Origin of the sequence: Burkholderia sp. HI2761, assembly GCF_002223355.1 — a bacterium.
GTDB lineage: Bacteria > Pseudomonadota > Gammaproteobacteria > Burkholderiales > Burkholderiaceae > Burkholderia.
In genome coordinates this window covers 1256932-1270599 of record NZ_NKFN01000007.1, presented here as the reverse complement: position 1 = coordinate 1270599, position 13668 = coordinate 1256932, and the positions used below count along the sequence as shown (strand labels likewise).

The 13668-nt window shown below is 55.9% G+C and carries 11 protein-coding genes; all 11 read left to right on the top strand.

Going from position 1 to position 13668, the window contains the following annotated elements:
• Positions 1-71: 71 nt before the first annotated feature.
• On the top strand, positions 72-2201 hold the full coding sequence (locus CFB46_RS23335) for a type I secretion system permease/ATPase (protein WP_306427319.1): 2130 nt from the start codon (positions 72-74) through the stop codon (positions 2199-2201).
• A 17-nt stretch (positions 2202-2218) separates the two neighbouring features.
• Positions 2219-3637, top strand: a complete 1419-nt coding sequence (locus CFB46_RS23330) for an HlyD family type I secretion periplasmic adaptor subunit (protein WP_089502315.1) — start codon at positions 2219-2221, stop codon at positions 3635-3637.
• The gene (locus CFB46_RS23325) at positions 3627-5084 is read left to right on the top strand and encodes a TolC family protein (protein WP_256980668.1); all 1458 of its coding nucleotides are present in this window, start codon (positions 3627-3629) and stop codon (positions 5082-5084) included. The genes CFB46_RS23330 and CFB46_RS23325 overlap by 11 nt, the downstream gene beginning before the upstream one ends.
• A complete protein-coding gene (locus CFB46_RS23320; RefSeq protein ID WP_089501426.1) occupies positions 5081-6220 on the top strand; it encodes a retroviral-like aspartic protease family protein in 1140 nt (379 codons plus the stop codon). Before CFB46_RS23325 ends, CFB46_RS23320 begins: the two co-directional genes overlap by 4 nt.
• 215 nt (positions 6221-6435) lie before the next feature.
• Positions 6436-7032, top strand: a complete 597-nt coding sequence (locus CFB46_RS35465; RefSeq protein WP_143751653.1) for a hypothetical protein — start codon at positions 6436-6438, stop codon at positions 7030-7032.
• A gap of 1 nt (position 7033) precedes the next feature.
• Complete coding sequence (locus CFB46_RS35460) at positions 7034-8485, top strand: hypothetical protein (RefSeq protein WP_143751652.1); 1452 nt, start codon at positions 7034-7036, stop codon at positions 8483-8485.
• A gap of 43 nt (positions 8486-8528) precedes the next feature.
• A complete protein-coding gene (gene tnpA / locus CFB46_RS23315) occupies positions 8529-8912 on the top strand; it encodes an IS66-like element accessory protein TnpA (RefSeq protein ID WP_152778060.1) in 384 nt (127 codons plus the stop codon).
• Positions 8900-9247 carry an IS66 family insertion sequence element accessory protein TnpB gene (gene tnpB, locus CFB46_RS23310; RefSeq protein WP_143751641.1) on the top strand — a complete coding sequence of 116 codons (348 nt, stop codon included), beginning with the start codon at positions 8900-8902 and terminating at the stop codon, positions 9245-9247. The genes tnpA and tnpB overlap by 13 nt, the downstream gene beginning before the upstream one ends.
• Before the next feature lie 63 nt (positions 9248-9310).
• Positions 9311-10885 carry an IS66 family transposase gene (gene tnpC / locus CFB46_RS23305; protein WP_089501047.1) on the top strand — a complete coding sequence of 525 codons (1575 nt, stop codon included), beginning with the start codon at positions 9311-9313 and terminating at the stop codon, positions 10883-10885.
• Between the two features lie 19 nt (positions 10886-10904).
• Complete coding sequence (locus CFB46_RS35455; protein WP_143751651.1) at positions 10905-12782, top strand: hypothetical protein; 1878 nt, start codon at positions 10905-10907, stop codon at positions 12780-12782.
• Positions 12783-12850: 68 nt separating this feature from the next.
• Positions 12851-13120 (top strand): hypothetical protein, encoded by a 270-nt coding sequence (locus CFB46_RS35450; RefSeq protein ID WP_143751650.1) that lies wholly within the window; start codon positions 12851-12853, stop codon positions 13118-13120.
• Positions 13121-13668: the final 548 nt, after the last annotated feature.

Below are 13668 nucleotides of genomic sequence, written 5' to 3'. Positions count from 1 at the left end.
TCCTCGCCAATTATGTACCGATCGCAATGCTTATTGCGATCGTTTTTTAGACCGGTCAATATGGTGTCAAGATGAGTGAGGCGATGCCCGGCAATAAGCAGATGACCGATCCCGGCGTGATTGCGCTGATCCTGATCGCCCAGTATTACGGAATTGCCGCGAACGCAGAACAGCTTCGGCACGCGGCTGCGGCCCATACCGATCAGTTATCGATCAACGACCTGGAACTCGCCGCGCGATCTCTGGGGCTGAAGGTGCGTCGCACCCGGATTTCCGCTGACCGACTGGCAGAGACGCCTAAACCCGCCCTTATGCTAGACGCATCCGGTCGACATTTCGTGCTGGCTGCATGCGACACCGAGAAAGCTCTGATTGTCGAGGCCGGGGCGTCCCAAGCGGAGATCGTCGCCCCGGCCGACGTGATGGCGCGAACAAGTGGTCAGCTATTGCTCTTGGCTTCACGTGCATCACTGGCTGGTACTCTCGCGCACTTTGACTTTTCCTGGTTCGTGCCGGCTGTTGTCAAGTACCGGCGCATTCTGCTCGAAGTGCTGATCGTGTCGGCCGCCTTGCAAGTGTTTGCGCTCGTCTCACCTCTGATGTTCCAGGTGGTGATGGACAAGGTGCTGGTCAACCGCGCGTTCGACACGCTGAATGTCGTGTGCGCCGCGTTGCTGATCAGCGGCCTGTTCGAGATTCTGCTGTCGGGCGTGCGCAACTATGTGTTTGCCCATACCGCGAGCCGGATCGATGTCGAGCTCGGCGCGAAGCTGTTCCGGCATTTACTGAAGTTGCCGTTGGCATACTTTGGCGTGCGTCGCGTGGGCGACACCGTCGCGCGGGTACGAGAACTTGAGAGCATTCGCACCTTCCTGACCGGACAGGCGCTGACGGCCGTCATCGACCTGTTCTTCTCAATCATCTTCCTAGGCGTCATGTGTCTGTACAGCGTCTGGCTGACGCTAGTCGTGGCCATCTCGCTGCCGATCTATGCGGCGATTTCGATACTGATCACGCCAATCTTGCGCAAGCGACTCGACGAGAAGTTCGCCCGCACTGCAGACAACCAGTCGTTCCTAGTCGAAACCGTGTCCGGCGTCGAAACCGTCAAGTCGATGGCGATCGAACCGCAGTTCACGCGTCGCTGGGATAACCAGCTTGCAGACTACGTCGCGGCAGGCTTTCGAGTCACGACGCTCGGCAACGTCGGTCAGCAGTTGATCCAATTGGTTGGCAAGTTGGTGTCGTTAGTAACGCTGTTTCTCGGCGCACGTTTCGTGATCGAAGGCAAGCTCTCGGTCGGCCAGCTCATCGCATTCAACATGATGTCGCAGCACGTGGCCGCTCCCGTGCTGCGCCTCGCGCAGCTCTGGCAGGACTTCCAGCAGGTCGGGATCTCGATGAGCCGGCTGGGCGACATTCTCAATACCCGTACCGAGCTCGCACAAAGTCGGCAAACGCTGCCGGCGGTGCGCGGCAACATTAGTTTCCAATCGATCCGTTTTCGCTATCGTCCGGACGGGCCCGCAATTCTTGATGACGTGTCGCTCGACATCGCGGCCGGTGAGGTGATCGGCATCGTCGGCCGCTCGGGCTCGGGCAAAAGTACGCTCACGAAGCTACTGCAGCGGCTCTATTTACCTGAACAGGGACGGGTTCGCATCGACGGCATCGATCTGGTGCTGGCCGAGCCCGCCTGGCTACGTCGACAGATTGGCGTCGTGCTGCAAGAGAACCGGCTGTTCAACCGCTCGATTCGCGAAAACATCGCGGTAACCGATCCGGCCGCGTCGCTCGATATCGTGATCCGGGCGGCCCAGCTCGCCGGCGCCCACGACTTTATCTCCGAGTTGCCGGAAGGATACGACACGATCGTGGAAGAGCAAGGGGCGAATCTGTCGGGTGGTCAGCGACAGCGGATTGCGATCGCGCGGGCGCTGGTGACGAATCCGCGCATCCTGATTTTCGACGAAGCCACCAGCGCGCTGGATTTCGAGACTGAACACATCATCCAGATCAACATGAAGGCGATGTGCTCGGGCCGAACGGTGATCATCATCGCCCATCGCCTAAGCTCGGTGCGCCGTGCCAATTGCATCATTGCAATGGACAAGGGACGCATCGTCGAACGGGGTACCCACGAGGCGCTGCTCGATAAGCGTGGCTACTACGCACATCTGGTTGCCCTTCAAAACGCTTGATGTGTCTTCTGCGCGACATGGTTATGAAACTTCAGGCGCTGGCTACACATTTTAGTCAATACAGAGCTGTTTTCCGCGAGGCGTGGCGAGCCCGTCTCGAGAACGATACGAAGCCGCGTCTTGCTCACGAGCGGGCCTTTTTGCCTGCACACCTCGAACTGGTCGAGACACCAGTCCATCCGCTGCCGATGTGGACAATGCGGATTGTTGTTGCACTTGCGGCACTTGTCGTGCTGATTGCGTTGATCGGCAAGCTAGACATCGTCGCCGTCGCTTCCGGCAAGCTGATTCCAAAACAGCAGGTCAAGACGATACAGCCTGCACTTACAGGTGTGGTGCGGCGCATTCTCGTTCGTGATGGGCAGCGCGTGCAGGCCGGCCAATTGCTGATGGAGCTCGATACGACCCAGGCGGCGGCCGATGCCGACAAGGCTCGTCAGAGCCGCGTCGACGCTGCGTTGACAGCCGAGCGCAGTAGTGCGCTGTTGCAGGCGCAAGCACAAGGCTCGTCGCCCACGCTGGCGAAAGTCGATGACGCGAGGGACGAGCAGCAGCTCGAGGCGCAACTCTTCGCTGACGGCATTTACTTCGAGTATCGGGACAAGCTGAACAGCGCACAGGCCGAGTTACTGAAACGCGAGGCCGAACTAGGCACTACGCGCCAGCAGATCGCGAAGCTCGAGGCGACAGCACCCTTGTCCCGGCGGCAGGCGAACGACTACGCGTCGCTGGTGGCCGACAAATATGTCGCGCGTACCGACTACCTCGACAAGGAGCAAACCGCGCTGAATCAGGAGCACGAGTTGGCGGCGCAACGCAGCCATGCGCAGGAATTCGTTGCCGCGATCGCCCAGCAGCGCGCCGAGGTCGCGGCTCTGACGTCCGAATATCGTCGCCAGCAACTCGATACGCTGGATAAGGCCAATCAGCAGCTGGCACAGAGCCGTAACGATGAGACAAAAGCCGACACACGACAGAAACTGTTGAGCCTCACGGCACCGGTTGCCGGCACTATCCAGCAGCTTAAGATTCATACACTGGGCGGTGTCGCTACGGCCGCGTCTTCAGTTATGGAAATCGTGCCGGACGATACGCTCGAAGTCGAGGCCGATATTGAGAACAAGGACATTGGTTTCGTGAAGGTCGGTCAACCGACAGTCGTCAAGATTGAAGCGTTTCCGTACACCCGCTACGGCTTCCTGCAGGGCACCGTCGAGACTGTCTCCAACGACGCAGTGCCAGATCGCCGGCGCGGACTGACGTTCCCAGTCCGCATTCGCCTGACGACGAACCGGATACGCGCCAACGACACGTGGATCAATCTGACACCCGGCATGACGGTCTCGGCCGAGATCAAGACCGGCAAGCGCAGCGTCGCGCATTACTTCCTCGATCCGGTGATCCAGACCGGCCAGGAGAGCCTGCGTGAGCGCTGAACGAAGAACGGCGGCCATCGGCGCGTTCGTCTCCGGCATGTTGATCGCAACGACGACGTGGGCATTCGATCCGTTGCTGACGAACAGTGCTGTGTCGACCGCGCCGACCGTGGATCTCCTGGGGGCCGGCGAGAGCGTGTGTACGTTCGTCGAACTGCCGACGCCCCTGAAGCTGCAGGACGCGGTCGAGCGGGCGCTGTGCAACCACCCTAAAACGCGTCAGGCCTGGGCCAACGTCAAAATTCAGGCGGCGGCCGTCGGCGTCGGGCGCACCGCGTTCCTGCCGACCATCAACGGCAACTGGCAAGGCACGCGCGACGTCGCACGCAATCACGTCACGGGGTATCCGCAATACGATTCGAATTATGGGACGAAACAGCAGAACGCGAGCGTGTCGCTCAGTTGGGTGCTATACGACTTCGGTGGCCGCTCAGCCGCGCTGCGTAACGCGACGGAACTGCTGGCGGCGGCGCAGGCCAATCAGTTAGCGACGCTGCAAACGGTGTTCGGGTCCGTCGCGAAGGATTTTTATGCCGCCCAGGCCGCACAAGGTGCACTGGCAGCGGCACGAGAGGTCGAGCGCACCGCGCAGGGCAGCGCCGGCGCCGCGACTGCGCGCGTCGATCGCGGTGTCGCCGCGATCAGCGATCAGATGCAAGCGCAGACCGCCTACGCGGAAGCGGTCGTGAGTCGAACCAAAGCGGAAAGCGACTGGGCCAGCGCAGTGGGCACGCTCGCGTCGGATATGGATCTGGCACCGACGACGTCGATCACACTGCCGGAGGTCGGCGACGGCGTGAAACCTGACCACGAATTCGGCAATTCGGTAGCGGGGTTGATCGAAGACGCGCAGCGGCACTATCCAGGCATCGCGGCAGCCGAGGCACAGGTGGGCGCCGCCCGCGCCAAGGCGGCGCAAACGCGCGCGGAGGGTTTGCCGCGGCTAAACCTGATGGCGCAGTACAACTTCAACAATCAGCCGACCAGCCTGCAGCTCGGGTTCCCGGTGTTCCCGGCCACGCACCGGGAGTGGTATCTCGGGTTCCAGGTGACGATTCCGATCTTCGAAGGGTTCGCACGGACGTATCAAGTCCGCCAGGCTGACGCGCAGACCGAACTGCAGATGGATCTACTGGCCGAAGCACGACAGCAGGTCAGACTCGACGTCTGGAACAGCTATCAATTGCTGCAAAGTACGACAAAAAATTTGAACAACAGTGCGAACCTACTTGCGTTGGCGCAACAATCCTATGAAGCCGCACGACGTCGATATCAAATCGGTGTGGGCAACATCCTCGAATTGCTCAATACCCAGTCGGCGCTCGCCAATGCGAAGAAGCAGCGCATTCAAGCGTTGACTGATTGGCGTTCGGCACGACTGCAGCTCGCATCGAAACTCGGACGACTGGGAATGTGGAGTCTATCAAGTGAGGCGGCACAGCTATGAAGAATATCCTTGATCGTTGGTACTGCAGTCGGAAGACGTTCAGGCGAATCGGCAAATCAACTAAACGTCTGTCCAAACTTCTCGCGCTCTGTATCGGGGTGAGCTTGATTGCATCATGTGATGAAGTGAAGTTTTCGATGCCGGACGACATCAAGCCAGCAGTTCAAACGTATCACCTATCGGGAGTCAGTGCGTCCGACCTAACGAAACCTGATATCCGTCGAGCGCTTGCACAGTTGAGCAGTGAGACCTGCAATCGAGACGCCATGGGCCGCATGGCCGCGCAGATCGATGATTTGGGCTATCGACGCGAGAGCGCGAATGCACTCATACAGTTCGTGGATCGATGCGGACGGGCTGACGGATTTTTGAGCGCTGCGGGCAATGACCTGATGTCCGTGAGCGACTTCAAAGGAGCAGTGGCGATATTTGATCGCTTGATCACGAATAGTCCGTCCGATCCCCAATATTACTTTGATCGCGGCCGCGCATACGAAGCTTGGCAGCACGATGATGCAGCACTTTCGGACTACATGCAGGTGTTGGCGCTATCGCCGAATCTCGCCTCGGTGATCAGTAATTTGTTCATTCGCATTGCCGACTTGCATGCCAAAGCCGGTCGATATTGCGATGCAGTAAGCGCTATCCGAATGTGGATGTCGGCCGATCCCGAGCGGGCCGATAACACACCGGCCAAAGACATGATCACGAAGTACGCATCTCATGCGAGTTGCCCATCTCAATACGCGTCGGGACAAGAAAGCTTTGCGCGACAATCAAACAACACGATTCAGGTCAAGGGGCGGATCAACGGTGTCGAAGGAACATTCATCGTGGATACCGGTGCCAGCTATGTATCGTTAAGCAAGGACTTTGCCAGACGCGCCAATATTTCTACGGAATCGGCAAAGCGGATTCATTTGCAGACGGCCAATGGCGTGCGCGACGGTATGTTGGCTCAAGCGCAATCAGTTCGTGTCGGTACCGCAGAGGCCTCGGATGTCCCTGTATCGGTAGATGCAGGAAACAAGTCGCCCTATGGTGCAAGGATCGATGGTTTATTGGGTCAATCATTCCTGTCGCGGTTTGAGATTTCGTTGACACCGACTCGTTGGTCGATCAGAAGGAAGTCTTGATCGCGGCGGTCGCTAAGTAGACCCGTACGCGAGGTAAAAACATGGCAAATTTTTCACGAATCCAGGCCAACCTCCGCTCAATCGCAGGAGGCCCGTGAGCCACTAACCGGATGAGCCGACGGCTATCGCCGCTGTAGTCCACGACGTGTCTAGAAAACAGAGCGTGGAGCGGCTCGATGGTGACAAAGCCTGATTTTTATCTATTACTATAGTGAATGGACATGACGAATCGCACAGAAATTGGGTTGCTCGAGGCATTTTTGATGATTTTGTCGAGCGATAAAAGAATAATTGGCTGCCGCTGGAAGAACACAATACTAATTGGCGCAATCGGCGGACTATTCATTTCTCCGTTTCTGACGTACAACATGTCGCGACCGTATCAAGGCGATCTTCCACCCAAAGTCCCAATTATGAAATATTTCGGAGAATTTTCAGAGAGATTGGTCGGAAGCGGCCCGAAATCTAGAATGAATATCGAATTCAAATCGGCCGACGGTGAAATTATCGAAATAGAAGATGGACCTGGATCTTCAGTTGGGAAAAAGTGTATCAGCGAAGGATGTCACGAGAAATTCTATCTCTATGGTTTCTATTTGTTGAATGGCCATGGAAATTTTTGGCCAACAATGGTCAAAGATGAGAATGAGCGAATTCTCCTCGATCAAAATATCACAATGGGTGTACTGACGGAAGAGAGGAGGACATTTGGAAGTTTATTTAGATTCTTCTATTGTATAACTGCAATTTTGTGGGTAATTTCACTTTCACATGCATTGAAGATACAAAACACCTATTTACCAGGAGTATGATATGCCGAATGTTAGTGAAGCTGAAGCTATAAATTCATTGATTAGCTTTTTGGTCGGTGGCGCGACTAATGAAGCTGACGCTGCCGCAAATTTGGCAACAATTCAAAATTCCAAGAGCGATTCAGCTGACAAGTTGGTTTCTTCAATTGGCGCGGGCGCTGATATTCTTGGTACCGGCGCCAGCGGATGGCAGATGTTGCAGCAATTTGCAACGTCATCTAATGAAGTAGGGATGGTCGCTGGAAGCGTCGCAAAGTTATCATCATTGACTGTTCTTGGGGCAAATATCGGCTCAGTGTGGAAGACATTATTTTTCGATAATAAAAATGAAATTGCACACGGAGATTGGGGAACAGCAATCGGCCAAGTAAAAGCTGGCCAATTGGATGAAATTGCAGGTGCCGCTCTAGCAGCAGTTGCTCTCGGAGCTACTTCAGAAGTTGTTATTCCACTGGCCATATTGAGTGCCGCATTAACTGCTGCCGGATGGGAGTCGTCGCCAGGGAGTCAAACAACTTTGTCGACGGCTTTAGGAAGCCTAAAGGGTATTATTCAGTCGATTTATGAGAAACTTTCAACAACTGATCAGCAGTTTTTTCAAAGCTCACTTTCGAATAGTATACAACAGTTGCTGTCTGGCGGAATGGTTGTGCCTCAGATTAACTCCAACGGCCAAATCAATGGTTACCAGATAGAAGCACCTACCTCCTCTGCCGTGCAGTCTGATGGAAGCACGCTGTATACTTTTACATCGGGCATTACTTGCCAGTCCGGCGTACCGACACAAAATGGTCCCCTAAGAGATCCCAGCGCAGCTGCTGAGAATATTTGGACAATTCCACCGGGTAGTACCTCGGACTCGACGAACACGTACAATTATCAAGCGTCCATCGGCACATTCGATGACGGAAGCTACTTTGAGAATTTGACCAAATCACAAAGTGCAACTCAAGGGCCTTTTTCAGGCAACAAAACGGATGAGAGCGTCGCACTGGTTTATGTTGACACTCCAGGTTCGGTGATTACGGCGCGTAGTTCGGTTTCGACAGTAATCGTGAGTGGTAAAAATGGAGTCGTAAACAACGACGCCGGCACATCACCGTCGGATCCATATCACTATATCGAAGGCGATGGCCTCACAGTTAATTCGAGCAGTGGCACATACATATTTACAGGAAATAATGATGTCGCCAAGATTGATAATGGTGATATTCATGTGCAAAATGGTGGGTTTGTAACGATTGACGGAGACGGCAATCAGATCTCTCTTCAGTGGGGAGGATCTGTAACGGTTAAGGCCACCGCCAATAACGAGGTATCGATCAACGGATTCAAAAACTCATTTTCCATCTCTGGAGATGGAATTTCGGGACAGGCGTTGGGTGGCGGAACGACAATCTCAGGAAGGCAGTTTACCGTAAGCAGCCGGGCAACCCGTCTTGAGTTGGGGTAAAGCTCTTGGGAGTATCGTGTCCACCTAACGAATAAGCGGACACGTGAACACTATCGAATCGGAAGCACTCCCCGAGCGTCGTCGCCGGCAACGGTACAGCGAGGAGTTCAAGGCGCAGGTGGTAGCTGCGTGCCAGGGAATCGGCGTATCGGTTGCTGCGGTCGCACTGGAACACCGGCTCAACGCGAATCTGCTGCGGCGCTGGATCGATCAGGCGGAGGGGCGACTTCCCAAGAGACCGCTGGGTCGTCCACCGGCCACGCCACCGTCGCTGCCAGCCTTTGTGTCGGTGCCGTTGGGAGCGCCGAGTCCGCACTCGGCAGAGATCCGCATCGAGGTGCGCCGGGGCGATCAGTCGATCACGGTCAGTTGGCCCGTGTCCGAAGCCGCCCAGTGTGCCGCCTGGCTGCGCGAGTGGATGCGGTGATCCGCGTCGACGAGATCTGGCTGGCGACCGATCCGCTAGACATGCGTGCCGGTTTCGACACGGCCTTGGCGCGCGTGGTCAAGGTATTCGGTGCCGCGCACCCGCACCATGCTTATCTGTTCGCCAATCGCCGCGCCAACCGCATGAAGGTCCTGATCCACGACGGGATCGGCATTTGGTTGGCATCACGACGTCTGAATCAGGGGCAATTTGCCTGGCCGCACGCCGGCAGCGAATCGAAGCAGCATGAACTGACGCACGAACAACTGGCCGGCCTGGTGCTGGGCCTGCCGTGGCAACGCATTGGCGAGAGTGGCGTGATCCGTGTCGTCTGAGTACGACAGAGGCGTAAACAGTTCAGCTTCCACCGCCTACAGCGTTCTGGCAGACTGGCCTGCATGAATCCCGCTGACCTCGACGCACTCACCCCGGAACAGTTGCGCGCCCTGACTGCGCAACTGATTGCAGAGGTCCAGTCGAAGGACCAGGCGATCCACGAGAAGGAGCGGGAAGCCAGTGAACGAGATCGGGAACTCCGCTACAAGCAGACCCGCATCGACCAGCTTACCCATGAGATCTCGATCCTCAAGCGCCAGCAGTTCGGCCGGCGCAGCGAACAGCTCAACAGCGAGCAGATGAACCTGCTCGACGAGGCGATCGATGGCGACTTGGTTGCCATCGAGATGGAGCTTGAGCAACTCGAGCCTACGCCAGCTGAACGGCAACGCGAGCAGCCGAAACGGGCACCACTGCCGCCGCAACTGCCACGCACCGACGTCCATCACGAACCGGACAGCACAACATGCCAGTGCGGTTGCGAACGCATACGGATCGGCGAGGACGTGAGCGAGAAGCTGGACTACACGCCGGGCCTGTTTACGGTGGAACGGCACATCCGCGGCAAGTGGGTGTGCAAAGCGTGCGAGACGCTGATCCAAGCGCCGGTTCCACCGCATGTGATCGACAAGGGCATGCCCACCGCCGGGTTGCTCGCGCAGGTGCTGGTCGCCAAGTACGGCGACCACCTGCCTCTGTATCGCCAGGAACAGATCTTTGGTCGTGCGGGACTGGCCATCCCGAGATCCACGCTGGGTGCCTGGGTGGGCCGGTGTGGCATGCAGTTGCAGCCGTTGGTCGACGCACTCGGCCAGGCCATCCGGCAACAGGCGGTGTTGCACGCCGACGAGACGCCGGTGCAAATGCTCAGTCCCGGCAAGGGCAAAACGCACCGGGCATACCTGTGGGCGTATACGTCGACTCAGTTCAGCGAACTGCGCGCGGTGGTCTACGACTTCGCCGAGAGCCGCGCCGGTGCGCACGCTCGCACGTTCCTGACGGGCTGGCACGGCAAACTGGTATGCGACGACTACAGCGGGTACAAGGCCTCGTTCCAGCACGGCATCACCGAGATCGGATGCGCGGCCCATGCTCGACGCAAGTTCTTTGAGTTGCATGCCAACCACAGCAGCCATGTTGCGGGGCAGGCCCTGCCGTTCTTTACCGCGCTCTACGACATCGAACGCGAGGCCGCAGCACTGGATGTCGACGAACGGCAGCGGCTTCGACAGCGTCGGGCCAAGCCGGTGTGCGACGCCCTCTATCAATGGTTGATGGCGCAGCGCAAACTCGTTGCGGACGGCTCGGCGATTGCGAAGGCGCTGGACTACAGCCTGAAACGATGGGACGCACTCACGCGCTATCTCGATGACGGCAATGTGCCGATCGACAACAACTGGGTCGAAAACCAGATCCGACCGTGGGCAGTCGGTCGGTCCAATTGGTTGTTCGCCGGATCACTGCGTGCGGGTCAGCGCGCGGCCGCCATCATGAGCTTGATTCGATCGGCGCAACTGAACGGGCTCGATCCGCTCGCCTATCTGAAGGACGTCCTCACACGCTTGCCGACCCACAAGGCCAACGACATCGACGCGCTACTGCCGCATCGTTGGCAACCTCTCTCGACTGCCGCCTAAACTCGCTCGTCAAGACGGGTTGGCTGGTCGCTTACAGTTTACCTTTGGGCTAGATGCAAATAGCACGCTTACAGTTGCGTCGACGAATCAAAATGGATTATTATCGGATAAGCTAATTTTCGATAATTTAACCGGCTGGATCAAACAAGATCAACATTATGAAAACGGTGTTATCTCGTCGATAACCAACTATAACAGCGATCCGACTAGTGGCGTATATGTGCCGGGGCGGAAAATCGATGTGATTTCGTTCGATTCGTCTGGAAAGGAGATAGGCGACACTCCATTGGGTGGCGATACTCCTCAACCATACTTGCTTTACACGGACCCGTCTGGGAAGCCCGTGATGCAGGAGGATTTCTCCAATGGAGTGGAAGTTGATAAAAAGCTATTCACTGACGGGCAATTGACATCCGAGATTTTCTACGCCGTAGGCGACCGGACGCAAGTGGAAACAGACGAGTTTGCGGCTGGCTCGACAACCCCGAGTTCAAGAACATTTCGTGATGGTACAACAGATACCATCGCGTCTATTGAGACACTGGATAGCAGCGGAAATCTCGTTTCTCGGGAATATTACAATACAATTGGCGCCGTAACGGAAAAGGATTATTTTACGCCAGGCACCTCTAACCTAACCGCGAAAAATTATTACGATGATACCACAGGGCTTGAAAAATCTCAGGACAACTACGATGCAACAGGAGCGCGGATATCTACAGATATATGGAATTCGAATGGAAAGGAAACAGAAAGAGATGTCTATTCACTGGGCTCAGCGCTTGCTAGCTCAAGAAATTACTTTGACCCAGACTCTGGAAAGGCAACTTTTACGAGCAATTATAATTCCAGCGGCGAGATTATTTCGAATGACGTTTTTGATGCCGGCGGTCATACTATAGAAGAAACGTCTTATATACCGGGAACTTCAAAGATAACGGCAGCAATATTTTATGATAGAAATGGAAATGTCGCAACTCAAGAGACATTTGATCCGCAGACGGGGGACGTCACCACTAAATCTAACTTTAATCCCGGGGATCATTATGCAAACATGGAAGCATATTACAAGAATGGCGCCCTCGTGAAGCGCGACTATTTTGACCCCCAAACCGGCTCCCAAAAAATTCAGGAAAATTATACACCTGGAAATCAGTTCCCGGACTCCCAGTCGACTTTTTTTCCTGACAAGCAAGAGGCGACTCGCGATGCCATTAATTCTACCACTGGGAAGCGGACGGCGGAGTGGCAATTTGAGGATGGCCACAAATATGCGAATCGAGTTGTTTATTTCGATGACAATGGAAATGTGACAGATTGGAAAAACTACAATCCCGATACCGGCGTAGAGCCGACGCCCGGACAATTGTGGACGCCTGCGCAGATTCAGGGATTCAATGCACCGCCGATCGTGAATATTCCGCCACCTCCCCCTCCGCCGACGATGACCACATTTCCCAACGGGGGCGTTTATGTGCCGGTCGGGACCACACTGGGTTCAAATGGCCAGACGATGCCGGTGATTGGCGCCCCCCTACTCCCAGACAACCCTCTCGGGAAACTTGGGAATTCGGGATCAAGCTCCTCAGCCGGAGTCGGTGGCGAGGGTACTGGAGGATCTACAGGGCCATGGGATCCGGAGGAGCCTATTCCGTCGGAAATCATGTGTCCGCCGGGCGTCGTGTGTGTTTTGATCGAGGGCACCGGCACACCGCCTCCATCCAGTAGCGATGCCTCCGGGGCGGTATCTGCTAACTCGCTCGCAAGTTTGCAGGCGGAACAGTTGGTTCAAGCGATGGCGACATTCGTGGGGACGCCCGCGGCTATCATCGCCCCTAGTCTAGATCAAGGGCAAATGGTGCCGAAGCAGATTCTCGCCGCGAGTTCGCACATGTAGGCAGATGTTCAATCAATCGCTCCTGCGGACATCTGACTTTTCGGTGTCCGCAGGCGGCAGGTTGGCTTATGAAGTTTACTATTGCCGACGAGCAGCCTGTTTACTCGCATTCCGAATTGCACTACAAGGCAGGGCGGGAAAATGAAGAGGGCGAGCGTGATCCGAACATGGACATTTGCAGATCCAGAACTAGTGGACAACACCCGAGGGAATGGGATGGTTTGATGGATATTCGTCTCGTGCCAACGCTCGTCAAACTTTGCATTTGTTTTTCGTTGCAGTCAGGCAGCGTCAATGACGTCGACGGGATGTTCCTTATTGATACAGACGTCAGCTGAGGAAACACTATTTTTCCACATAAAATCATATAGTTATCGATAGATGTGGCGGATTTTTTATGAATCCCGGCCAACCCTCGAACTCGCGCGCGAGCGCGAGGCACGCCAACAGGCTGTTGGCGCAGGCAATGGTCGTCACGGTGTCGCTATCATTCGGATACCCCGGGTCCGAAGCAGACACAGGGCGGGTGGCGGCACTCGTCTTGCCCCCGCCTTAAACAGTGGCGTTCCGCCAGGCAGGTATGACAAGAATCGTTTTACGACCGAGGTGAAACGAAAGCGATTGTCACGGCATGGGGGAAGAAACGCAGTCTACGCACGAGGCGATTCACCCCTATTTATAGCCGGAGCCTGCCAGACTAGGACGTGGAACGGAAAATTGGAGCGGAATTGTGCGAGGCTTGCCCTTCGCACCTGAAATAAAAAAGGGACGCTTTCGCGTCTAGAGGATTGTGCATCGTTGAGAGGCGACCCCAGCGTTTTCATCGGTGATACTGTCGAAATTGGACTTCGGTACAATGTACTAAGCCCTAACTGGTTAGGAAGGT